The 25,836-nt window shown below is 43.2% G+C and carries 16 protein-coding genes, 1 rRNA gene and 1 pseudogene; 6 read left to right on the top strand and 12 right to left on the bottom strand.

Annotation, left to right across the window (positions count from 1 at the left end):
- A 16S ribosomal RNA gene (locus tag T408_RS0107910) occupies positions 1–453 on the bottom strand; the annotation flags it as partial.
- A 639-nt stretch (positions 454–1,092) separates the two neighbouring features.
- Here T408_RS0107910 and gshAB point away from each other — a divergent pair.
- A complete protein-coding gene (gshAB, locus tag T408_RS0107905) occupies positions 1,093–3,366 on the top strand; it encodes a bifunctional glutamate--cysteine ligase GshA/glutathione synthetase GshB (RefSeq protein WP_028119450.1) in 2,274 nt (757 codons plus the stop codon).
- A 55-nt stretch (positions 3,367–3,421) separates the two neighbouring features.
- On the opposite strand, the gene T408_RS0107900 is transcribed toward gshAB, so the two are convergent.
- A complete protein-coding gene (locus T408_RS0107900; RefSeq protein WP_028119449.1) occupies positions 3,422–4,429 on the bottom strand; it encodes a lipoate--protein ligase in 1,008 nt (335 codons plus the stop codon).
- Between the two features lie 13 nt (positions 4,430–4,442).
- Positions 4,443–5,528 (bottom strand): M42 family metallopeptidase, encoded by a 1,086-nt coding sequence (locus tag T408_RS0107895; protein WP_035420422.1) that lies wholly within the window; start codon positions 5,526–5,528, stop codon positions 4,443–4,445.
- A gap of 134 nt (positions 5,529–5,662) precedes the next feature.
- On the opposite strand from T408_RS0107895, the gene T408_RS0107890 reads away from it, so the two are divergent.
- Complete coding sequence (locus T408_RS0107890) at positions 5,663–7,132, top strand: FAD/NAD(P)-binding protein (protein WP_028119447.1); 1,470 nt, start codon at positions 5,663–5,665, stop codon at positions 7,130–7,132.
- Between the two features lie 198 nt (positions 7,133–7,330).
- Here the strand turns inward: T408_RS0107890 and T408_RS0107885 are convergent, their stop codons facing one another.
- From T408_RS0107885 to fdrA, 4 genes are all read right to left on the bottom strand, one after another.
- A complete protein-coding gene (locus T408_RS0107885) occupies positions 7,331–8,587 on the bottom strand; it encodes a dicarboxylate/amino acid:cation symporter (RefSeq protein ID WP_035420419.1) in 1,257 nt (418 codons plus the stop codon).
- Between the two features lie 78 nt (positions 8,588–8,665).
- Positions 8,666–9,604, bottom strand: coding sequence for a carbamate kinase (gene arcC, locus T408_RS0107880; protein ID WP_028119445.1), 939 nt, complete (start codon positions 9,602–9,604; stop codon positions 8,666–8,668).
- Positions 9,605–9,620: 16 nt separating this feature from the next.
- Positions 9,621–10,463, bottom strand: coding sequence for a DUF2877 domain-containing protein (locus T408_RS0107875; protein WP_028119444.1), 843 nt, complete (start codon positions 10,461–10,463; stop codon positions 9,621–9,623).
- A gap of 3 nt (positions 10,464–10,466) precedes the next feature.
- Complete coding sequence (gene fdrA / locus T408_RS12015; protein WP_084543993.1) at positions 10,467–13,484, bottom strand: bifunctional FdrA/YlbE family protein; 3,018 nt, start codon at positions 13,482–13,484, stop codon at positions 10,467–10,469.
- 170 nt (positions 13,485–13,654) lie between these two features.
- Here fdrA and T408_RS0107865 point away from each other — a divergent pair, with 170 nt between their 5' ends.
- On the top strand, positions 13,655–14,512 hold the full coding sequence (locus T408_RS0107865; protein WP_028119443.1) for an alpha/beta hydrolase: 858 nt from the start codon (positions 13,655–13,657) through the stop codon (positions 14,510–14,512).
- A 13-nt stretch (positions 14,513–14,525) separates the two neighbouring features.
- Positions 14,526–16,331, top strand: coding sequence for an oligoendopeptidase F (gene pepF / locus T408_RS0107860; RefSeq protein WP_028119442.1), 1,806 nt, complete (start codon positions 14,526–14,528; stop codon positions 16,329–16,331).
- Between the two features lie 102 nt (positions 16,332–16,433).
- On the opposite strand, the gene T408_RS11830 is transcribed toward pepF, so the two are convergent.
- Positions 16,434–18,026: a CAP domain-containing protein gene (locus tag T408_RS11830; protein ID WP_028119441.1), complete on the bottom strand. Its 1,593-nt coding sequence runs from the start codon at positions 18,024–18,026 to the stop codon at positions 16,434–16,436.
- A gap of 255 nt (positions 18,027–18,281) precedes the next feature.
- Between T408_RS11830 and T408_RS0107850 the strand changes: the two genes are divergently transcribed.
- On the top strand, positions 18,282–20,306 hold the full coding sequence (locus tag T408_RS0107850; protein WP_028119440.1) for a M13 family metallopeptidase: 2,025 nt from the start codon (positions 18,282–18,284) through the stop codon (positions 20,304–20,306).
- Between the two features lie 196 nt (positions 20,307–20,502).
- Here T408_RS0107850 and T408_RS0107845 read toward each other — a convergent pair whose 3' ends face one another.
- Genes T408_RS0107845 through allC form a run of 4 tightly spaced genes read right to left on the bottom strand, consistent with a single transcriptional unit; the run spans position 20,503 to position 25,037 of the window.
- Positions 20,503–20,820, bottom strand: a complete 318-nt coding sequence (locus T408_RS0107845) for an LPXTG cell wall anchor domain-containing protein (RefSeq protein ID WP_028119439.1) — start codon at positions 20,818–20,820, stop codon at positions 20,503–20,505.
- Between the two features lie 52 nt (positions 20,821–20,872).
- Positions 20,873–22,237: an allantoinase AllB gene (allB, locus tag T408_RS0107840; RefSeq protein WP_028119438.1), complete on the bottom strand. Its 1,365-nt coding sequence runs from the start codon at positions 22,235–22,237 to the stop codon at positions 20,873–20,875.
- Between the two features lie 25 nt (positions 22,238–22,262).
- Positions 22,263–23,762 carry an allantoin permease gene (allW, locus tag T408_RS0107835; protein WP_028119437.1) on the bottom strand — a complete coding sequence of 500 codons (1,500 nt, stop codon included), beginning with the start codon at positions 23,760–23,762 and terminating at the stop codon, positions 22,263–22,265.
- Positions 23,763–23,810: 48 nt separating this feature from the next.
- Positions 23,811–25,037: an allantoate deiminase gene (gene allC, locus T408_RS0107830; protein WP_028119436.1), complete on the bottom strand. Its 1,227-nt coding sequence runs from the start codon at positions 25,035–25,037 to the stop codon at positions 23,811–23,813.
- A gap of 620 nt (positions 25,038–25,657) precedes the next feature.
- Here allC and T408_RS12225 point away from each other — a divergent pair.
- Positions 25,658–25,836, top strand: a pseudogene (locus T408_RS12225) (IS1182 family transposase); the annotation flags it as partial.

The following is a 25,836-nucleotide window of genomic DNA, read 5'->3' as shown; positions in this document are numbered from 1 at the left end:
AATAACAGTGCTTTACGATCCGAAGACCTTCTTCACACACGCGGCATTGCTCCGTCAGGCTTGCGCCCATTGCGGAAGATTCCCTACTGCTGCCTCCCGTAGGAGTCTGGGCCGTGTCTCAGTCCCAGTGTGGCCGATCACCCTCTCAGGTCGGCTATGCATCATCGTCTTGGTAGGCCGTTACCCCACCAACTAACTAATGCACCGCGGGACCATCCTCTAGTGACAGCGAAAGCCGTCTTTCAACTCAAACTCATGCGAGCTTAAGGTTTATGCGGTATTAGCTACCGTTTCCGATAGTTATCCCCCGCTAGAGGGTAGGTTTCCCACGTGTTACTCACCCGTACGCCACTCACGTCAAGAGAAACAAGTTTCTCTGTCGGTTCGTTCGACTTGCATGTATTAGGCATGCCGCCAGCGTTCGTCCTGAGCCAGGATCAAACTCTCATGAAAGGTTTTAGTTACCGGAGTAACTAAAGTTCTTCTGAGCTTTTATGACTCATTTTGTTTGCTGACTATTTTTTATACTGGTTAGGCTTCCAGTGTCTCGAATTTATGATTCGGGTTGTGTCACCATTTCGGTGACTCCCTACACATTTTGGTGTGTCTTTGTTCAGTTTTCAATGAGCTTTCGTTGCCTTAAGTGACAACTTCTATATTCTATCAACTCTCCAAAGCTTTGTCAAGAAGTTTTTTCAACTTTTTTGAAAAAGTTTTTTGAGTTGTAAGCGCTAACCTCTCGGCTGAAGCACTTATTAGATAATAGCATCTTCCGTTTTTCTTGTCAACAACTTTTTGAAATTATTTTTAAATTTCTTTGAAGTTATTTCGAAGTTTCCGTGAAGATCGGTCGTGTTTTGACGACTCAATTAATATATCATCTTCTGTGATATCCGTCAAGCATTTTTGAAACTTTTTTAAAAGTTTTTGTTTGACGTTTGTGTGTCGTCTTGACGACAAGAGATAATATACCATCTCTTACCAATAGAGGTCAAGCCTTTTTTAAATTTTTTTGAATTTATTTTCAATTAACTAGGTGATTGAGCTTTTATTAGCTATAATATAGCCTAAAGAACCGAAGGAGGTCTTATAATGGATTACAATCATTTTTTCTCTTTTGAAGATTTACCTCTACTTTGGCAGAGTACTGTCGGTATTGAACGGGAATCAACTCGGGTGGATCAAGAGGGTAACTTATCTCAATTAAATCATCCGCGTGAGTGGGGCTCTAGAAATCATCAACCCTATATTCAAACCGATTTTGCTGAGTCTCAGCTTGAATTTATCACTCCTCCTCATCAAGATGCCGATCAACTTATTAACTGGTTAGCAGCTGAACATCAAATTGTTTCTTCCTTTATGACTGAACACCATGAATTACTTTGGCCTTTTTCGACTCCGGCTGTTATTCCTAGTGATCGAGAAGAGATATCGGTTGCTCAACTTGATAACCCCAAGGAGTTGGCTTACCGGGAGTACTTGGCTGAACATTATGGTAAAGATGTCCAACTGATTTCTGGGATTCATTATAATTTTCAAATTAATCCAGATCTGATCGCTTCTAAGTCCAAGCAAACGGATCTAGTAGAACTACAGAATCAAGTTTATATGAAGCTTGCTCGTAACTACCTTCGCTACCGTTGGGTATTAACTTATCTATTAGGAGCTGCTCCTTATATAGAAGAAACTTATTCCACCCACCTCTACGGTAAGCCCCACACTCAGATTATGCGCAGCTTCCGTCAGAGTCGCTATGGTTATAATAATAGCCCGGATATTCAGATTTCTTATGAGAGTTTAGAGGCATTTGTTAGAGACCTGGAAGCAACAGTTCACTCCGGTCAATTTATCGCTGAAAAAGAACTCTACCAAGATGTGCGCTTAAGAAGAGGGAACCCTACCCGGGAACTGCTTGATAAGGGAATCACTTATCTAGAGTTTCGCAATATTGATATTAATCCCTATTCACCTTACGGTATTAACAGTCAGACCATTGATTTCATTCGCCTATTCCTTATATCCTTGTTGTTTATCGATGATGTCCTAACCGACGAGCAAGTAGCCCTAGGTACTCAATTAAATGAACAAACGGCAGAAAGCCATCCCTTCGATGGTCCGATTGATCTGGATGAAGCCCAGTCATTGTTGCAGCACGTATTAAATCTAGCTAAGCACTTAGACCAAGCGCTGGGTCAAGACTCTCAGCTAGCGAACTTAGTGGAAGACGCCCTTGAACAAGTAGCTAGACCTGAAGCTACCCTAGCAGGACGCCTGCTACAAGACATGCCAAAGCCAGAAGATTTCAGCCACTTGGGTCTTGATTTAGCCCGTCAACATCAGAAGATCTACTTGAAGCGCCCTTATAGTCTACATGGATTCGAAGCCTTTGAACTGTCTACCCAAGATCTGATCAAGGAGGCGATGGCCAGTGGTATTGAAGTAGAAGTCATTGACGTTCACGAAAACATTATTGCCCTCACCTACCAAGATCAAAAGGAATATATTAAGAGCGCTAATATGACGAGTCGTGATTCTTTGATTTCCTATTTCTTAATGGAAAACAAACTGGCTACCAAACAACTACTTGATCAAGCCGGCGTCCCTACTCCTGCTGGCTACGACTTTAATCAGCTTCAAGAAGCGATCGACTTCTATCCTCTCTTAGCCGACGGGGCCTGGGTGATTAAACCAAATAATACTAACTATGGAATTGGGATTACGATCTTCTCCAAGAAACCAAGCAAGGAAGATTATGTAAAGGCTCTAGAGTTAGCCTTCGCAGAAGATAAGACCGTCCTAATTGAAGAATTCATTTCTGGAACAGAGCTTCGCTTCTATATTCAAGATGGCCAAGTCTTAGCCATCTGCGAGCGTCAACCCGCTCAAGTGATCGCTGATGGCTCATCTACAATTAGCCAATTAATCGATCAAGCCAATCAAGATCCCCTAAGAGGCCCAAGTAATAAGGCTCCCTTGAAGTTTATTGACAAAGGCGAAATCGAATCCTTACAATTAGCTGAACAAGGCTATGATTTTGACAGTGTACCTGCAAGTGGACAGGTCATCTACCTGCGTCGTAATAGTAATATCTCTACTGGCGGCTTATCCATTGACCGCACCGATCAGGTCCATGATTCTTACAAACAAATGGCTGTCAAGGCCAGTCAAGCCTTAGGTGCTTACTTCTGTGGAGTCGATATTCTGATTGATGACTACCAGGAAGCTGCTCGTCCTGACAATTTTGGTGTGATTGAGGCTAACTTTAACCCGATGATGGTCCTTCACCGCTTTAGTGGCAGAGGCACTCACCACCGACTCGCTCGTCACCTACTTGAAGATTTCTTCCCTCAAGCTTTTGATTATTAATAGAAATGCCCCCGATTATGTCTTTCAGTAGACACAAACGGGGGCCTTATTTATTTTAAGCGAAAATTAAATCCAACAGCTCTTCAGCGGTCACTGATCCTAAGTAGCGGTTCAAGTCGAAGGACTCTAAGACTTCAGCCACTGATTGTCGGTCATACTTGACTCCTACCAAGGCCTCTTCTAAATCTTGGATATCTCCCAAACCAAAGAAGTCACCATAGATCTTGGCTTCCTTGATTCGACCTGCTTCAACATTGAATCGAAAGTCCACCAGGCCAAATGGAAACTTCTTACTATGCTCGACATCAAATTTTGGCGATTGGCCATAGTTCCATTCCCAATTTCCCATTCGTTCTGCCCTGAGTTCATAGACCTTGGCCCAGTCCTCATCCGTTAGGTGATACTCAGGCACTTGATCACGACTCGTCACACCAAATATTTCCAATAACAGTAAATCACGAAATTCTTCCGTGGATAATGATTGGTATTCTTTATTCACGTAAGGCTTGATATTGGTCACCCGAGAGCGAACCGACTTAATACCTTTGGAGGCAATCTTCTCCTTGCGAGGCTTGAGGGCATTATTAACCTCTTCCAAGTCAGCATCAAACAAGATGGTTCCATGGGCAGTCATCCGACCATTCTTAGCATACATGGCATTACCTGAGAACTTCTTGCCATCAATCAACAGATCATTGCGGCCTTCTAGGCGAGCTTCAGTGGCTCCCATCTTATGAAGGGCTTCAATAACCGGTTGAGTAAAGGATGCAAAATCTCTAAAGGAACCATCGTCATCCTTGATAAAGCAAAAGGAAAAGTTACCCCGATCATGATAAACCGCTCCCCCACCTGACATGCGTCGTACCACACGAATATTGTTGGCTTCAACATAAGGTTGGTTGACTTCCTCAATAGTATTCTGGTTGCGACCGATAATAATTGAAGGATCATTAATGTAGAACAACAAAATCGGCTCATCAACTAATCGGTTCTCAACCAAATAAGTCTCTAAAGCAATATTGACACTCGCGTCATAATTATTTTGATTATCAACAAAAATCATGGCTCCGTCCTTCCTAAATATCAGCCTTTATCTGCTTGAGAGCCTCACTATCAAGCTCATCAATAATAGCTTGAACCAAGCGAATAGTATTTAAGTAGTCATCTTCATGAATGACCGACGTATGAGAATGTAAATAGCGAACCGGAATAGTGATCGCAATGGAAGGAATCCCACTACGGGTTAAGTGGTAGGAGCCCGTGTCAGTTCCCCCGCCAGGAATCAAGGTATATTGAAAAGGAATGTCATGTTTTTCGGCTAAGTCGGTTATAAAGTGACGTAAGCCTCGGTGAGAAATAGCTGAAGCATCATAGATAATTACTTGAGGGCCCTTACCTAATTCACTATCGGCTTCCTTGGCCGTCATTCCTGGAGTATCTCCGGCTGTACCTGTATCTAAGGCAATCGCAATATCAGGATCAATATGGAAGGCTGCGGTCTTTGCTCCTCTAAGGCCGACTTCTTCTTGAACATTCGCTCCCAAGTACAGATTATTATCATGCTTCTTGCTATGGGCGTATTTAAGTGCTTCAACCGCAACGGCCACACCAATGCGGTTATCCCAAGCCTTAGCTAGTAAGAACTTGCTGTCATTTAAACGACGGGTCCGGATGTAAGGCGTGATCATATCCCCTGGACGGATCCCCCATTCCAGCACTTCTTCTTTGGAAGAAGCGCCTATATCAACAAAGACATCTTCGAATTCAACGGGTTTCTTGCGTGCTTCTGGTGATAAGACATGCGGTGGCTTAGATCCTGTTACTCCATGGTAGACCTTACCTTGACGCGTGGTTACTTCCACCTCTTGAGCGAGCACTACTTGACTCCACCAACCGCCAATATTAACAAAGTGTAAAAAACCACCCTCGGTAATCCGTTGTACCATAAAACCAACCTCATCTAAATGAGCCCCCATCAAAATCTTAGGCTGGTCTTCTGCTTGTCCCTTGGCTACCGCAAAAATACTGCCTAGATTATCTTGCACGTAATCATCCGCAAAGTCTCCAGTCACTTCTTGAAAGACTTGGCGTACTTGACCTTCATCTCCGGCTATTCCTTTGGCTTCAGTTAACTTGATCAGTAAGTCTTTGTCTACTTGCATATCTATCCTCTTTCCCTTTTAAGTGTTCTACTTACATTATATACTTTTGCGGTTAATTTGCTAGAAGGAGCTATCATTTGTGGACCTCTCTAGCTATGTTATAATTAATCTAACGATTAAAGTGAGGTGCAAGCATGGAAAAAGTAGCCATTATCGGCCTAGGACTGAGCGGATCTGCTGTCCTAACGGCCTACAATAAAGAAATTAAAGATCCAGAAGCCCTGTCTATTGAATTAACGATCTACGATATAGAGCCTTATATGGGCCGGGGAATCCCTTTTATCCCAGACACCCCATTAGCGCTCTTGAATACACGATCAACGGATGTCACCTATGATTATGAAAAGCCTGGTGACTTCGGTAAGTGGATCGAAACTCGAGAGCCAGAACTAGACCAAGCGCCAACTTACGCTTCCCGTCAACTCTATGGCCAATATCTCTATGAACATAATCAAGCACACATTGAACGCTTGAAGGCACAGGTCATTCATGAAGAAGTTGTTTCAATCGACCACATCAATGATCAGGATCAGTGGCTGTTAACTACTCAATCGGGTGAAACAGCTAGTTATGACCGGGTTCATCTCTGTTGTGGGGACCTGCCACACCACGACTTTTATGACCTGAGACAAACACCAGGGTATATCCACGATCCCTTCCCCTTATCCCAACTACCTCAGACCATCGGGCCAGATTCTCGGGTTGCGGTAATAGGCACCAGCCTTTCCGCTGTGGATAGTCTGAAATATTTGGACGAAGATCGAGGGGTTCAGAACATTTATGCCTTTTCTAGACGTAATCTTTTCCCTGCGGTTGCTGTGGGTGACATGGATCAATTTGATCTTCACTATATTACTGAAGACAAGTTCCAAGCGATATTAGCGGACAATCAGCAACAGCTTAGCTTTGAGGCGGTTGAAAACCTCTTCCTCAAGGAATTAAAAGACGCTGGTATCGATTATGCTTCCTATGAGGCGATGGTGATGACACCTGGCATATCGGGTATGGAGCAAGCAATGGATCACAGCCAGCAAGTGCTGACCGTTGAATTTGTGGCTACCGCCTTAACACGTCTCTTCAATCAATACTGGCAATACATGCCTGAAGCTGATCGCCAAGCCTTCAATGATCGCTATAGTAAGCCGATGAATATTACTAAGAATAAGATTCCTAAAGAATCAGCCGACGCTATTATCGACGCGCGTGACCGAGGTGTCCTAAGCGTTGTCGACGGGGTCACAGATGTCCTCTATCAAGAAGAAGACAAGACTTATCAATTAATTGATGAAGATGGCCAAGTCCTAAAAAACGTTGACTGGATTGTCAATGCGACAGGGCTGGACCTATCCCTTAAGGGGGACTTATCCGCTTATCCACTGTTAGCGGACCTGTTAGATAGCGGTTATGCGGGACAGGAAGGCTCTGGTGGTCTAACCTTCCATGTTGATCATCAAACGGTGATCTCTCCACGATGGGGCGAATGGAAGAATCTCCACGCCCACGGTACCTTAATTAGCGGTGCCCTCTACCAGACAAATTCTACCTATGTTATCCAAGCTTGGGCCCACCGCTTGGTGAAAAGATTGATGAATGCAAACGAGTAAAAATTTAACTTTTAATTGCAGTTGATCGTATGATCAGTATTGACGCTGTTCAATAATCAACATAAATAGAGATTCCCTGAGTCACCACCAAAGAGGACTCAGGGAATCTTTGTTTTTTTGAGAGTGTCCTTTCTATCTATTAATTGAAAACAGAACGCCACACGATTGGGTGCATGACCACTTTGTTCTATAAATTATTTATTCAGCCGATAAATCGGCTTCCAATACTTGACGGTCAATCGCATCTACACTATTGGCAACCAACAAACCACAATAAACATCCGAATTCACGTTCAATATTGTACGAATCATACCCGTGAACCATTCTACACCTGCAAAGAGGGCAATACTTTCTACAGGTAGACCCATCTGCGGAATAACAATGGATAAGGAAACCAATCCACCACCAGGGACCACTGCATTAGCTAGGGAAGCCAGGGTTGATAGGAAAATAATAAAGAAAATGTCACTTAATCCATAAGAAACACCATAGATTTGAGCTACCGTAATAATCGTGATCGACATAAACATGGCCGAACCGTTGGAATTCAATGACATTCCCAATGGAAGAACCAATCGTGAAACATCCGGATGCATTCCTAATTGACGTTCTGCATCTTCAATGGCTGTTGGTAGGGTAATGGCTGACGATGTAGTCGTGAAGGCTAGAATGGACATTCTAGACATCTTCTTAACTAGCTTCATAATCGATACTCGGCAGACCACTGACACTAAAATAATCCAAATAACCAAGAAGACCAAAGTTGCTCCCCCATAGACTAAGAGGTACTTCAGCATCGGCAAGATAACAGAAGGCCCAAAGTCCGTAATGGCAGAACCTATTAAGGCAAATATACCAACCGGAGCAAAAGTCATGATAATACGAACCATATGAATAATCATCTCATTGAATTCACCTAAGAAGTTTAAGAAATACTGATTCTGACGCGACTGATGACTATAATAAACCGACACAGCTACACCAAAGAAGATCGCAAAAGTAATGACCTGAACGATATTCCCCTCAGCCATGGCGCCAATGACATTCGATGGGAAAAAGCCGACCAAAACGTCTGAAATAGAAGCGGTCACACCCGGTTCAATCCCCAAATCGGTCGCCCCACTTGTATCAATACCTGCTCCCGGTTGGAAAATCATTCCAAAAAGCACACCCCAAGCAGAAGCCGCAATGGATGATAGGGCGAAGGTTACCACCGCGCCTAAACCAATCTTACCAAACTCATGAATCTCTAAATGTCCTATAGCTGCCACAATCTGCCCTAGAACCAAGAGAACAATTCCCATTTGAATTAATTTAAGAAAAATATCGCCCAGAAAGCCGATACTAGCCACCAAGGACGGGAAATAAATACCCGCAATAATACCTAAAACAAGAGCAATCATAATCTGGGTGGTCATCGACGGTGCTTTGAATGACCTCTTACTCTCCGACATATACTTATCCTCCTTTAAGATAAAATAGTTGATATAAAAACAAGGTCAGGGGGAGCTCCCCTGGCCTTTAATACTTATTTACTTAGAAACGATGGTCGCAGCGCCTTCTTCAAACATCTTGCCGACGTTTTCAAGGGAGGTAATCACTGCACGACCGTTGTCTGAGTTCTCAACAAACTCAATCGCCGCTTCGACCTTCGGTAACATGGATCCAGGAGCGAATTGATCTTCATCAATCCAAGCCTTTAATTGGTCCACTGTTACATTGGTTAACTTCTCTTGGTTTGGTTGGTTGAAGTTCACATAAACGTTATCTACACCTGTTAAGATGATTAGATAGTCCGCTGAAACTAATTCTGCTAACTTAGCTGAAGCAAAGTCCTTGTCAATGACCGCTTCTAAGCCCTCATAACCATTGCTAGTTTCCTTAACTGGGATGCCTCCCCCACCAGCAGAAATGGTAATAATATCTTGCTCAACCAATGACTGGATAGCTGGTGCTTCCACGATTGCAACAGGCTTAGGTGAAGCAACAACCCGGCGGTATCCCCTTCCAGCATCTTCAACAAATGTTTGACCCGTTTCTTGTGAGACTTGGTCAGCTTCTTCCTTGCTCAAGAAAGGTCCCACTGGTTTAGTAGGTTGGTCAAAGGCCGGATCATCTTCCTTGACAACAACTTGAGTGACAACAGATAGGGCTTGACGGTCTAATCCTGCTTCACTCAGCGCTTCATTCATCGCGTTTTGTAGCCAGTAACCAATTGAACCTTGAGTCATCGCCACACAAGTATCCAATGGCATAGCAGGGTTCGTCTCAGAATCAGCAGCCGCTTGTTGAAGAAGCAAGTTACCAACTTGAGGGCCATTTCCGTGAGAAATAACCAACTGGTGTCCTTGCTTGATCAACTCGATTAGCTGTTGACTGGTGTAGGCAAGGGCCTTCTGCTGGCCTTGTGCCGAGGGATCATCTGTTAAGATCGCGTTACCTCCTAGGGCAACTACAATTTTTTTACTCATTAGTTTCCTCCTAATATTAATTATCAAGCCATACTTGACTATATGTTTGCATACCTAACAAAATATCACAACCGGATGTATGCCCGTATCGCTTAATGATCGGGATCACAAAGTCCATCACATCGCCGTCTTGAGACTGGATCGCTTGCAATAATCGAATCCAAGTCCCATTACCTTGATGGTCTAAGACACATTGATAATAAGACTGGGCGATATCCGTCGTCGACCGGTTCAAGAGCGCCTTGGATACCAGGCCTGCTAAAGAAGTCCCAGCATCTAAAAACCATTCCATAACCAACATCCCTTGAAGAAAATCATCGCCAGAAGGAGTCAGTCCCGGACCTCTTCCAATCAGGCTTTCTGCCCAGATGCGGGCTTCTTCTTCTGTCCCTAGGGCCTTGGATAAATAAGCATTTCTTAATTGGTCCAAGCCTTCATCCTTAACAAAGCCTGAGTCAGGGAATATGTGATGGTCAGCTAGCTTCTGATTCAATAAGTCGATGCCTGTTAGGTCCGACTTCATTTGAGGTAGTTTCAAGTCTTCCAATTCCAGATCCTGCCAAGTAACTGTGATAGGTTCCGGCCGAGTATAGAAAGTCCAGCCATCAGAGTGGATACGGACATTCTGCCCGGCTTGAAGAACCAAACTTAGCCGATCAAAGACTTGAGGATCTATCACCATTCCGTGAGCTACTACTGATTGAGGATGCTTGGTGACAAAGATTAATGCAGGCAAATCTTTGGCCAGTAAATTAAATCCATTCGGAAAAACCGAATGGATTTTAACTTGACGACTAGTCTTTGCTCCTAAATGTTGCCAGAGATAAACACTAGCGGTCAGTGACGATTGTAAATTCATTAATTAGTCTTCTACTTTAATGCCTAGTGATTCAGCATAAGCAATTAAAGCGTTCTCGAAGGCACCTAGAGGTGCTCTTACAGTACCGGCTCCAATTTGACCCACTCCGGCCTTCTTATGAGCAATACCTGTGTTGATGATTGGTGTAATACCCGTCTCAACGACTTTACGGATATCAATACCAGTAATGGTACCCTTGAAGTCCCAGTTAGGAATTGTCCAGCCTGGATTATTCGTTGTACCAATTTGAGACATTTCTTCAGAAATATCACGGGCATCATCCAAACCATTCAAGCCGATAAAGCGAGTAACACCTGGTGCGGCGATCATAGCCATACCACCTAGACCAACTGTTTCAGTTATCGCAGAGTCACCAATATCTGCGTTGGCATCATCTTCGGTATAACCTGTAAAGTAAAGACCTTTAGGTGTGTTAACAGGGGCTACGTGCCACTGGTCACCGGTAGCGCCAATGCGGACACCAAAGTTTTCACCGTTACGAGCCATGGTCGTTACGATACAGCCTTCTTCAATCTTGCGAACATAGTCAACAATTGCTTTACCAGCAGCCATTGCAATGTTCAAGAAGAATTGGTCAGTGTCAGCTAAGAATTGAATGGATGCTTGCTTATCTGATTCGCTAACATCATCCAAGGCGATAATTGCCGGCGTAATTTCCTTAAGGAATACCAATGAAGCCGCAATATTACGCTGGTGGAACTCATCTCCCATACCGATCGCACGAGCAATCATAACGTTAATATTTAGGCCACCTTCAATTGAACGGAGTGCCTTACCTAGAACAGGCCCTAGAACATCACGTTGCCACTTCAAACGGTCGATAACTTCTTGAGAGTTAGCTCCGAAACGTAGAACTTCACCGATACCCTCATTCATAATACAGTAACCGGTCGTTCCATCCGCCTTATTCTCTACCACAAACATAGGGAAATGCTTGGTTGTAATACCACCCATTGGTCCTACAGCTCCGACGTGGTGACAAGGCATGAACTTCACTTCGCCAGCTTCTAATTGAGCTAGAGCGTCTTCTTGGTCTTGCGCCCAACCTTCAAATAGCATAGCACCAATAACAGACCCTTGCATTGGTCCAGTCATGTTTTCAAACTTGATTGGTGGTCCTGCGTGAAGGACAACCTTCTCGTCTGTATCTAGTTCTGGAATAATTTCCTTACCTAGTTTCACATCAACTAAGAACGGTTGTGAGTCTAAGTAGCGACCAATTAGTTTATCATTGGCTTGGTCAATTTCTTCTTTACGCTTGTCTAATTCGTTTAAGATACGGATTAGCTTGCGGTTACCTCCGGCACGTGGACGCCAGTTGAATTGGATAGAGTCGCCACCAAATTTATGGATAGGCTCATTAAAGCTTTCAAGACCGATGTTAATTACTTTTGGTGTTGAGTTTAATAATTCAATCACTTTCTGGCTAGCCTTAGGCACTTCAACTGTTTGACCAGTAAAGTCAACGAATTCTTTGTCTTCAAAGACTAGTTCGTGGTCCATTAATTTAAGGGCTAAGCGAATGGCTTCAGCGTTACTTCCTTGAACAATAACGCCAGCTTCCTTCAAGGTTGCTAGGGTTTGGTCATAGTCTTGTGGATCGTTAGGTGTTCCGACAATGGAAGCAATGATCTTCAAGTCACGACCTGCCTCTTTGGCTGTCTGGAAGGCTTCTTCAATCGCTGGTTTTAAAGCACCAGCCATATCAGCATGAGAACCGTAACCTAAGACGATATCCAATAAGACAATACCTGTAGTCTCATCTTGAACCACTTCTCTTAGCTTATCAACACGTACAGATGGATCGATCATTGGGTGTGGACGTCCTTGGGTATAGAAGTCGTCCCCTAAGTCCATAACTTCAAATCCATTTGTATTTAGGATGTAACCTTCAGAGCCTTTGGCACTTTCTAATTCAAGCGCATCAGCAATCAAAGTAGCTGCTTCGTTAGCTAGTGTTCCACCTGAATATAGACCCTTAACAGTGGTTCCTTCTGGGAAGGTTTCTGTTACTTCGTAGTCTAATTCGCCGTAGTAGTTAGGCTTAATTTCTTCACCGTTAGCTAGATCTACCGCCATCCGGGCAGCTTCTTCTAAGGTGTAAGCAAGCGCTACATTACCTACGTGTTCAGTTGGTTTCTCACCTAGGAAGATTGCTACAACTGGCTTACTTAAGGATTGCAATAAGTCCATGACTTTATCACGTACGGCTTTTGCAGGTGGTTTTGAGATGATTAAGATCACTTCAGTTGGTTCATGCTTTTCAAGAGCGGCGATCGCATCAATCATGGTTGTTGCGCCAACTTCTTCAGATAGGTCACGACCACCCGTACCGATGGCATGGATCACACCGCCACCTAATTCATCAATAATGGTCGTTGTTTCTTGGATCCCTGTACCTGAAGCTCCAACAATCCCAATATTACCTGGGTTAACTACGTTAGTGAAGGCAAATGGAATGCTTGATAAGATTCCAGTCCCACAGTCCGGTCCCATAAGTAAGAGTCCAGCTTCGTGAGCTTTTTCTTTTAAGCGAACTTCATCTTCAATAGATACGTTATCAGAGAATGAGAAGACGTGTAAGCCTTCGTCTAATGCCCGTTCAATCTCATCAGCTGCATAAGTACCAGGAATAGATAAGAGCGCCACATTCGCATCTGGCATATTAGCTAAGGCATCGTCCCAATTAGACACCGCCTTAACCGCATCTTCACCGCCCTTACCGGCAGATAATTCACTCAAGAAAGCATCAACCTTCTCAACGACTGTATCAACAACAGATTCATCATCAGCATCGACAACAATCGCAAGGTCATTGGCTCCTGCAGCAGCCAGTTCATCTGTATAAAGACCCGCTGTCTTAAAAATGTCCTTGTTAGCATCGGTTGCCATCATAACTTGACTGTTATTAACGCCTTCTAAGCCATTTACTTCATTGGTTAGAAGCATCAAGTTAATCGAATCTTGATAGTTGTTCTTTTGAATAACTGTATGTAACATGAAATTCCCCCTTTACAATACTATTATAACTGGTATCACGCTTTCATTAAAGTGTTTTCATTCTAAATTTTATGCTTCTTTTGTCGATAATCGACAAATCTCAAAAAAGCTACCTCTCTGGATTTAAGAGTGTTATGATAATAAGCAAAAAGACTAGAAAAGGTGGATGTATGACAAAATATACAAAACGACAACTCGCTCCCCTCACTTTCAAAGGGGAACCACTTGAAGCTAGCTTCTTCTATTGTCCAGAAGTGGACTATCTAGGGACGCTCCTTTATTTCCATGGAGGAGGTCTAATCTTCGGTCAACGAGATGATCTACCCGAAGTGTATCTGGAGATGTTAACTCAAGCTGGTTATGGTCTCCTCAGCTTAGATTACCCCTTGGCACCGGAAAGCCAATTAGCTGACATCCTACAAGTGGTAAAAGATTGGGGAAATTGGTGGCTAAGCGAAGGTCCAGCTAGTCTCGACTTGCCCGATAAGTTGCCTTGCTACCCTATGGGGCGGTCAGCAGGCGGATACCTTGCTACCTACTTAATGACCAAACGGGAAGGTTTTGCCGGCTTGATCTCCCTATATGGCTACTATAATCTCAATGATGCCAGCTTCAAGGTTCCTGCTCGAGAATTCCTCAAGTATCCCAAGGTCAATCCACAAATCATTGACCAACTAGTTGGTGAGGAACCGATCTTCCAAGGTCCTATGGACCAACGTTATCCAATCTATCTGGCTAGTCGCCAGGATGGGTCTTGGATGGACCAAGTCATCGGTTCCGACCATACAGCCAGTGACTTTTCAATTAGCAAGGACGCACTTGGACGTATCCCACAAGCCTTTATAGCCGCTGCCAAGCAAGACCCCGATGTCCCTAGTCGGCAATCTAGACAGATGGCCGCCAATATCTTGAACAGTGAATTAGAGATTATTGACAGTCAGGAGCATGACTTTGACCGCACCCAAGTTGAAGAATTGGGTATTCCCCTCTATCAGCAATTAATCGAATGGCTTAGAACCAGTAACTAGAAAGGATGATTGGATGAGTCAAGAATCACTACCCAAACGTTCAGAACTACCCAGTGAAAAGACTTGGGACCTATCGGCTCTCTTTGCTGATGACCAGGCTTTCCAAGCAAGCTTAGACCAACTAGAACAAGAAGTGGCACAGTTTCAAGCAAACTATAAAGCAGACTCCCCAGGCCAAAATTTGGGCCAGGGAATCCTAGAGCTCTCCCACTTGCTGGAGCATATGTCTCGCCTTGAGCACTATGCCTTTCTACCAGTCTCTGCTGACCACCATGACAACCAGGCTGCTAACCGCCTGCGCCAGACCCAACAAGCCTTACAAGGTCACCGGCAAGCTTTGATCTTTTTTGAAAATAAATTATTGGAGTTAGATCCATCAGCCCTCCAGCAAATTGAAGCAGCCTATCCACAAACCAAAGACTATCTAGCCACTATTGTAAACCGGCAAAAAGACTACCTTGGCGGTTCGGTTGAAGAAGCCCTAGGCTACTTTGCAGGAGTCTTCCAGGAACCAGAATCCATCTATAATCAGATTGTCACTAGTGATCTCACTTTCCCTGACTTTGAGGTGGATGGAGAGACCTATCCTTTGAGCTTTGTACTCTATGAGGACTATTATATGTATCACCCAGATACCACAGTCCGGCGAGCAGCCTTCGATGCCTTCTATCAAGAGTTGGGCAAATACCAGCAGACAGCAGCAGAAAACTATTACAGTCAAGTGCTTCGAGAAAAGAAAGAAAGTCAACTGCGTGGCTATGAGAGTGTCATCGACTTCTTGCTTCATGACCAAGAAGTGACTCGGGACATGTTCGACCGACAGATCGATGGGATTATGACAAATTTTGCACTGGTAATGCGTAAGTACATTACCCATCTCAAGGATGAACTGGGCCTCCAATCGATGACTTACGCTGATCTCAAAATCGACTTGGATCCAGAGTTTGATGTGGCGGTCAGCTTCCAAGAGGCTGTTGATTATGTCCGTCAGGCGACTCAACCGTTGGGGGAAGATTATCAAGCAGAATTGATGAAGTATGTAGATGAACGTTGGGTAGATTATGGCCGTAACCAAGGCAAGGAATCAGGAGCCTTCGCTACAATGGCTGGCGACCAGCAACCCTATGTCCTTATGTCTTGGTCTAATCAATTATCCGATGTCTATACCCTCATTCACGAGCTGGGTCACATTATGCAAATGAAGACTGCCTGCAAACATAACTTATTCATCTCTAATGAACCTAGCCTGTATGTCGTTGAAGCACCTTCCACTTACCATGAACTACTCTTGTCCAACTATTTGATTCAATCAAGCGACGATCCGCGTGTCCAACGCTTTGCCCGCTATAAGATGATCACCAACACCTACTTCCATAATATGGTCACTCACTTACTGGAAGCCACCTACCAAAGGGAGGTCTACCGATTGATTGATCAAGGTCAAGGATTTGGAGCGGAAGAATTAAACCAAATCAAACGGTCTGTGATCGCCGACTTCTGGGGTGATGCTGTTGAATTGAATCCTGGCGTCGAACTTACCTGGATGCGACAAGCGCATTATTACATGGGACTTTATCCTTATACTTATAGCGCCAGTCTAGTAGTCTCTACCCAAGCCTACTTGAATTACTTAAGTCAAGGGCAAGAAGCCATCGACCAATGGTTAGACTTCTTGAAGTTAGGGACCATTCCTCCAGCTGACGCTAGTGAGGTAGCCGGCGTAGACGTTACTACCAGCCAAGCCTTAGAAGCTACAATTAATTACTTGGACCAGGTGGTTGATGAGATTATTGAACTATCCGCCCGCTTAAAGGCATAAAAACAACAAGCCGTTCACCTTATTTTGGTGAACGGTTTGTTTTGGTTTAAATTTAAAAGAGTAAAGCAAAAAACTCCTTCATTACGAAGGAGTTTAAGCTAATTATTGAGCAGGTTGAGTTGTTGTTTCGCCTGTTGGCGCATCAGTATAACCACCGGCAGGGATACCTTGTTCAGAACGAAGGTATTCAACATCTGCTTGAGTACTTGGCTCTTCCGCAGCAGTTAAATATTGATCATAAGCTACTTTATCAGCCACTTTAGCTGTTGCTAACTCTTGACCACTTGAGAAAGGTTCAGAGACTGTCTTCACAGCTGGAGTACCATGGTACTGCACACCATACACAGAATACATTCCATTACTCTCTGTAGTAAACGCAAGGCCGACACCTGTCTCAGTCCATTGATTTTGAAGCATTTGTTTACGGTGACCACGTTCCGGTTGGTTGACATCAGCAAACCAGCCATTGGCGATCTCATTAGCCAAGGCCTCTTCAGTATAGACATCTTCAATAGGCTTACTATTAGCAATAAATGAAAGGTTTGCTGTTGCAGCCGGATCATTCGCAGTGAGTTGAAGAACCCCTTCGCTGTTGACCTTTCCAAAGTCAGGTTTTGCATATCCCACTTGCTTCACAAATTTATTATCATTTTGGTGTCCGAAAACCTTAGTATTTGCTAAGTTTTGCGCATTTAGACGAGCAGCTTCAACGAGTTTTGTATTCAAGGTTAATGGCTGCAGATTATTAGCTTTTCTAATATCATTAACCATATTAAAGACCCGGTTTTCCACTCGCTCAGCAAATGTAAGTGTCGGCTTACTTGGTTGAGTTGGCTCGGTTGGTTGAACTGGTTGAGTCGGCTCAGTCGGTTGGGTTGGTTCTGTTGGTTGGGTTGGCTCAGTTGGTTGAGTCGGTTCTACTGGTTGGGTTGACTCGGTTGGTTGAGTCGGTTCTACTGGTTGAGTTGGCTCAGTTGGTTGAGTTGGTTGACTTGGTTCTGCTGGCTTACTTGGCTCTGGCTTAGCAACTTCTTGACTAGCAGAGGCAGAATGACGTGTTTCTTTGTTTTCATTCTTGTCTGCTTTTTCGTAGTTTGCTTTTTCTGTAGAAGTAGCTTGGCTTTGTGGTGTAACAGTCTGAATCTTAGCTACTACTTGGTTGCCATTAGTTGATTCTTTGACTACGACAGCTTCAGCCTGCTCGCTAACTACGCCAGTCAAGATATCACCAATAATTAGTTCATCATCAGCTTTCATACCATTAAGGCCTGCTAATTCATCAGCGTCTTGATCGGTAGCTTCAGCAAGCAGCGCTAGAGTGTCGCCTTCTTGAACAACATAGGCAGGAAGACCTGCTTCTTCTTGACGCTTAATTTCTTCTTTTACTTGGTCTACTGTCTTTTCAACAGCTTCTCCAGTGACACGCGCCAAAGTAGCTTCTACTTCTGCCTTGATCTTGTCATCATTGGCTAAGGCATCCTTAGTGTCGAACGAAGCTAATTTCTCAGCGTCAACTGTATCTACTGTCTCACTGGCAGCAGCTTGAACAGATGATTGCGCATTTGTAACGCCTGCTCCAACAACTCCGGCTACCAACAAGCAGGCAATCCAAGAACCCTTTACTTTTTTCATGACTTTGCGTGTTAATCTTTGGTTTTGCTTTTCACGCATCATTTCACGACGTGTTTTTTTCATTTATAGTCTCCTTGTCTATAATTGTTAAATAATTAAAAGTTAATTATGAATCTATTATAGCCTTATATGATTAAAAGTCAATCTTTCAATATCTCTATTTCACTGCTGGCGTCAACTTATAAACAAGTTGTAATATTCTAGCAGGTTTGCGATTATTTCTATTTTTATTCCTGTCTTTTTCATTTTTTTTCCTATGGATTAATCATAAGAATCATCTATAATCGAGCTATATTCATCATAGAATAGGAGACAATCATGAAAATTAAACCCTTTATTACTCTAAGTTTATGCGCCAGTCTACTCACGCAGGTAAGTCTACCATCGATAGCGATGGCTAGCGAGAATACTAGCGACAAGCAGACACAAGTCAGTCAAGCAGACACAAGCCAAGCACAAGTCAAAGATAGTCTCTATCAAGCAGTGAATCAGGACTATCTTAACCAGTTATCGATTGCCCCTGACCAATTTATGGCAGGTGTTAACACAGAAATTGATACCCGTAACAAAGAGATTCTCCATCAAGATTTGGTGAAGCTCGGTAACGGAGAGATAAAGCCTGCTAGCCCTGAAGAAGAAACCATGATTAAATATTATAACCAGGCCCGAGACTTTCAACGGCGCAACCAAGAAGGCAGTCAACCAGCTGAACCTTACTTGAAGAAGATCCAAGAACTCCAATCGTTTGAGTCATTTAAGCAAGACATTCAAGAATGGATAGATTCAGGGATTGACTTACCTTTTGCTATTACTGCCGGCGCTAGTCTAGAACAACCTGAAAACAATCAACTCCGCCTCATTGCACCTCAGACCATCTTACCAGATACCAATCTTTACCAAGATCCAACCCAAGGTCAAGCCATCCTTCAAGCTTATCAAGAGACCGCCGAAAAAATCTTGGAAAAAATGAACTACTCGCAAGAAGAAGCCCAAAAGCTGGTCAGCCAAGCAATAACCTATGACCAGAAAATCGCTGATCAATTAACACCGAGCGACCAGCGTCGCTCATTAAAAGACCAACTCAAGGAAGCCGATCCTCACAAGTTGGCAGAATCTACTAGCTCTTTGGATTTGATCGCTATTGCTGAGAAGAAATTAAATACTAAGATCGAAGCGGCCAATGTGACTGACTCGCATTATTTTGACAACTTCAACCAAATAGTTAATGAAGATCACTTTGAAGAAATGAAGTCTTGGATGCTGGTGACTTTTGCTGTCAAGGCCGCTAAATACTTAGATGATGATCTTCGCAGTCTCGTTCAAAATTACGAGAATGTCAAGACGGGACAAGAAGGAATTCCAGACCAAGCGGACTCTGCCTATAACTTAGTGGACCAACACTTCTATGAAGCTTTAGGTGTTTACTTTGGCAAGAATTATTTTGGTGAGGAAGCAAAGAAGAATGTCGAAGCCATGACCCAAGAGATGATTCAAATCTATAAGGAACGCCTAGAGAAAATTGATTGGCTCACACCAGAGACTAGACAAGCAGCCATCGAGAAGCTAGATCAAATCAAGCTATTGGTAGGTTACCCAAGTGAATACCAAGAGCGAACCAAGCAGATGATCGTCGATGAAGATAAGAGCTTATTAGAAAACACCCTATCTATCCAACGACAAGAAGCAACCAATGATCTGATGCAATACGGCAAAGCCGCTGAAAATGGTTATTGGTCAATGCCAGCTTACGAGACCAACGCTTACTATTCACCTAGCGAGAACCTAATCTGCCTACCCGCCGGCATTCTACAAGATCCATACTACAGTAAGGACCGGACCATCAGTGAGAACCTTGGCTCTATCGGGTCAACTATTGCCCACGAAATATCCCACGCCTTTGATTCAACCGGTGCAGAATTTGACAGTCGAGGGGCCTTACGTAAATGGTGGACGCAAGAAGATTATAAGAAGTTCCAAGATCGGACCAAGAAGATTCTGGACCAATTCGATGGCCTTGATAGCGAATACGGTAAGGTAAACGGGGACTTGACCCTGGATGAAAACATTGCCGACAACGGTGGCTTGTCCGTTGCCTTAGAAGCCCTTAAACGTACAGATAACTATGACTTAAAAGAATTCTTTACCAGTTATGCTCGCTCTTGGGCCAGTAAGTACACCCCTGAGATGGGCAGCCTAATGATCGAAAGCGATCCACACGCTCCTGAACAACTGCGAACCGATATTCCAGCTTCCAATATGGATGAATTCTATGAGGCCTTTGAAGTTAAGGAAGGTGATCCGATGTACCGCAAACCAGAAGATCGGTTTGTGCTTTGGAAATAATCAAAGATAGTTAACCCTTAAACTAATTGCTTATACCAAAAAACGCCTGAACTTTTGCTGAACAAGTAAAAGCTCGGGCGTTATTATTTATATTTTTAGAAAAACAAAGTGCCAATGCCCTTCAATCTAAAGAGCTTATAAAAAATATCCCCCTAGATAAAATCTAGAGGGATGAAAACCACAGTAAATCTAATGATTAGTCTTTCTTGAATTTAGGGAAGGCAATTCCTAAACCAGCAAGAATAGCTGTTGCTGCACCAGCAACGATTCCAAGGGTTGAAGTTTCACCTGTATTTGGCAAGAAACCTTTACCTTGTTGTTGAGTGGCTGGTTTGGCTAGGGCTTGAACTGTTTGAGATACGGACTTGCCATTAGCTGAAATTGTTACAACTTGGCCAGCCTTTAAGGTATCCACATTCGCCGCAAAGCTACCCTTAGCATCCGCACGAGCAGTATAGGCACCCGCTGCATAAACTTGACCAGCTACTTGGGCTGTTGGGTCTTTGACATCCAATTGATACTAAAAAAACCATCCCAACTAGGGATGGTCGCTAAAGGACTAGAAATTATTTGAATTCTCCAACAAATTCTTCTGTTACGCCATTTTCTTGGCTATAAACTTCATGTCCACGTACATAAGTAGCTGCTACTTGAGCACCGATTTCGCGTCCAATATAAGGACTGATCTTGTTGCGGTATTCTAAGTTTTCAGCAGTTTGAGTGTAAGGTGCGTTTGGTTTGATTAGAACGATATCGGCATCCTTACCTACTGATAATGAACCTTTTTCTTCGAATAATCCGAAACGCTTAGCTGGAGCTGCTGCAATCATATCAGCAAAGTCTTCCAATGGCATCTCACGTTTTTGAACGGCTTCATCGAATAATACATCCACGTTGTTTTGAACACCTGAGATTCCGCCCCATGCGTCGAAAGCATTTTCTTTGTCTTTCAAGTCTGGTGTACATGGTGAGTGGTCAGAAATAGCAGTTAATACATCACGGCTTAGAACATATTCCCAAATGCCGTCTTGTTGTTCTTTACCACGGATTGGTGGTGAACATTTAGCAACGGGTCCAATGGCATCTAATTCGTCAGTTGTGAAGTATAGGTTGTGAACAGTTGTCTCACAAGTAACGTCCACACCTTCAGCGCGAGCCTTAATAACTTCTTCAACGCCTTCTTTACAGGCTACGTGACAGATATGGATCTTACATCCAGTTTCTTTAGCAAGTAGGATGGCACGACGGATTGGTTCAACTTCTGTAAAGACTGGACGTGTATTAACGTAGTCAGTCATTGTTGACTTACCTTCAGCGCGAGCAATTTCTCCTAAACGGTCAGTAATCGCTGCATTTTCAGCGTGGATAGCTAATACTTTACCAGTCTTAGCAATTTGCTTCATACCTGAATAAAGTGAGTAGTCATCAACGTTCATGAAGTCGCCTTCGATTGAACGGTCCCCACAAGTTGCCATGAAGCACTTGAAGGCATGAACGCCACCTTCATCCAACTCTTGGATGCCACCTTCATCAACTGTGTAAGGAACAAGACCACCAAATGAGTAAACGTCTACTTTTAATTTACCTTGGCCAGATTCGATCTTATTCTTCAATGAAGCGCCATCTACTGTTGCTGGCACTTGGTTAAGAGGCATTTCTAAGAAAGAGGTCACCCCACCCTTAGCACAAGCAGCTGTACCTGTTTCATAACCTTCCCACTCATCACGGTAGCCACCGCCATTTTCAGTGATGTGAACGTGAGCATCGAACATACCTGGGCTGACAATCAAACCTTGAGCGTCAACCACTTTATCAGCTTCAAGGTCTTGACCAATCGCTGCGATCTTACCGTCTTTAACAGCAACGTCTGTTTCAACAGCGCCACCTTCTAAGATAACAAGACCATTTTTGATTACTAAATCGTAACTCATGTTATCAATTCTCCTTTTCTAAATATTATTTATCGATACCGATAACTTTATGATCAGGCGTAAAACGCGTGAGCACCAAATGAATAATGAAAGCACTAGCAAATCCTGCTAACCAAGCAATATTGGAAATCCATGCTAAGCTTGGAACAAATTGTCCGAGTAGTGAAATGATTAATCCACCAATCGTCGCAATGTATGCTTGCGTGTTAATACCCTTGTAAGGGCTAGCAGCTGCTTGAGCCTTATCGTGAGTATCAAAGTAAAGTTTATCTAAGTTAATGTGTTGGTTGACAACCATAAAGTAATGCGCAACCATAACCCCAGCAACAGGTCCTAAAAGGGAACCAATTAAGTTCAAGAAGGTTAGAATCGCTCCATCGCCCTGCATGAAGTTCCAAGGCATGATTAGAACAGATACAATCCCTGCAATCCAAACACCCTTCTTATAATCCAATTTATTAGGGAAAAGAGCCGCTAATTGGTAACCCGCAGGAATAATATTCCCTGTAGCATTGGTTGACACCGTTGTCATTAAGAAGACCCCAGCAGAAAGAATAATCGCTGGAATACTATCCCATTCACGGATAAAGTCTAGGACCCCATCGCCACCTGGCATTCCTTCGTAATGGATAGATCCGCCGATAATAATGATAACCGCCATAATCGCGAACACTAAGTGACCAATAAATAGCCCACCAATTTGTCCTTGAGTTTGTGCTTCTTGAGACTCGGCATCCTTGGTGAAGTCAGCTACCGCTGCTCCAGGTGCTGCCCATACGGATAAGAGTGAAGCGATAATAATTAAATACGCAAAGATGGTTGAGTTATTTGCAGCGTTAGCAGGTACATAAGACAAGATATTGCCAATACCGTCACCCACATTAATCGCCCAAATCATCATGCCACCAAATACAACATAGATAATTGGTGATAAGATGGCTGTAAACTTATTCAGAATACCTCCACCACCCAGTCCAACAGCCATATTAGCCAACCAGAAAATCATAAAGCAAATCAAGCCGGGTACTGAGATACCAGCAATTACAGCTCCTCCACCAATATTGGCAAAGCCAGGCCAGATCTTCTCAATAATGATTTGCATGGCGGCTGCACCGGTATAAGTTTGGACACCAAGCCACGCAATCGCGGCCACACATCCTCTTAGGAAACCTGGAAGTTTAGCACCGATATCACCGTAAACACTACGTAAGTGCATCGCAAATGGAATCCCATATTTGGTACCCGCGCGACCGTTAGTCGACATAAATACCGCTACTGCTAACCCCGCAAGAGCTATCGCAATAATCGTATGAATGGGCGAAATTCCAAGCGCCAAGTAACCAACTACTGCTGCATAGTTAGGGATATTATGAATAGACCCCATCCACAGTGTAAAGTAATTGGACTTAGTCATCGTACGAGCAGATTTCGTACGAGGTAAGATATCATCATTATTGTAACCTCTCGACCTGAATCGGTCTAATTCTTGTGGCGTTAATTCCACAATTTGATTGTTTTCTGCCATTGGCATTCCTCCTTTAAAGTGACTCTACAACTAACAACTTATAAACAATTAATAAGCTAAACGCTTAAGTGCTTCAAGTAATGCTTCAACCCCTTGAGCACAGTCTTCAGGTGAAGTATATTCTTGTGGATTGTGACTAATACCATCCACTGAAGGAACAAAGATCATCGCTGTTGGAACATGCTTAGCAATGATTTGAGAATCATGGCCAGCACCAGAGTGCATGACTTGATAGTTTAATTCAAGATCTTCACTGACTTGTTCTAATAAGTCAACGATTCCCTTGTCCATAGGAACAGGCTCTTCATCCATCCACTGGTTGATTTCAATTTCGATGCCCATGGATTCAGCAATTTCACGCATATCCGCTTCAATTTCGCTGGTAAAGTTATCCAAGGCTTCTTGGTCAGTATGACGGCAGTCCATCGAGAAGGTTGTCTCACCTGGTACCACGTTGACAGTGTTAGGCACATTTTCAACACGACCAAATGTTAAAACTAATGGATTGCCAACGGCCTTCGCCTTGTCGATACTTTGAGAAATAATGCGTGACATACATTCAATGGTATCATGACGGTATTCCATCATCGTTGTCCCTGCGTGGTTAGCTTGACCCTTTAAGTGAATGTCATACCGCTTTTGACCTACAATGGCTGTTACAATCCCAACTTGTTTTTCAGCTTTTTCAAGGAAGTTCCCTTGTTCGATATGTAACTCGATAAAGGCATCCATATCCTTGAACTTCAAGTCTCCGCTAGGGAATTGGAATCCAGATTGTTCCATGGCTGCTTCGAATTTTACACCGTTCTGGTCTGTGGTTCCTTCCACTTCTTCTCTCTTAGCTAAGCCAAAGATATTCTTAGAACCCCAGAAGGCATAAGGAAAACGAGACCCTTCTTCTTCTGCCATTGAGATGACGCGAAGCGACTTCTTCGGTTGGCCGTAGTTCTCGATCAAGTATTTAGCTGCCAGGTAGCCAGCGGAAACACCTAATTGACCATCTAATGGACCACCTTCTACTACTGTATCAATGTGTGATCCGGTTGCAATGATGCTATCAGGCTCTTCACTACCTTCCATCGTAGCAAATAAGTTACCTACATCATCAAATTCAACTGTCATGCCTAGGGCTTCAAATTTTTCTTTGAATTCATTTTGGGCTTGTACCCATGAAGGTGTATAAAGCAAACGGGTCGTACCAGGCCCATCACCGTCTTGAATACTCGAAATCCAGTCGATGGTTGCTTTTACTTCTTCTGCTGACACTCGTGTCATTGAAAATCCTCCTTCTAGTACGAGCTAAACTCGTAAACGCTTTCTGTATTTTCATTATAAATGACATAACAAAATAAATATAGGTCTTTAAGACTTTTTTGTTGTTAAAGGCAAAAACTTGTTGTCAATCAACAAGGCGATTTTTTATCTTGTCTATTTTGAACCATACAATAGGCTTATTATAACTCTTAGCTTTTCTGCCGGCAAACATTATCAATAGGATGAAAACGACTCTAGCTTGAGCTTTTTGGTCAGTAACGACAAACGCTAAACACAACTTTGTTTCGATTAAACAAAAAAGAGCTAGCTTAAAACTAGCTCCACTTGATCAAAATATACTTCTCAAAAATAGGCCCACAATACAGCCTATAATAAAGATCATTAAATAACGCTTTTTCTCTTTGTTCACAGGGAACACCCTTTCTGAATCAATAGAGCAACCCTTACACATTGATTATAACACGCAAAAAGAGGCTGTAAGATAAGTCAATCTAAAACCCACCAAGAGTGTTGATATATCAACATTCTTGGTGGGCTTTATGGTATAATTAAGTTAGTAAAATTAAAAAACAGAGGATCGGACCCTCTGTTTAAAGATAATCCAGAAAGGACTACCTCCAATGTGTAACCATTATAACATAAACCAACTCACTTTAGAACTCTCAACTCAATATTCTCCAGAATCCAATCATATTGTCTGGACCATTCACGAATTTGTTGAAGACTTAGAAATTCATCACCCCTATCTCTTTGGTCGACCGAGAGAGTATGATTTTTCCATGTTATTAAAACTTCTCCT

Source organism: Hutsoniella sourekii ATCC 700629 (assembly GCF_000518205.1).
Classification (GTDB): domain Bacteria; phylum Bacillota; class Bacilli; order Lactobacillales; family Aerococcaceae; genus Hutsoniella; species Hutsoniella sourekii.
This window is presented reverse-complemented; position numbering and strand designations above follow the sequence as displayed.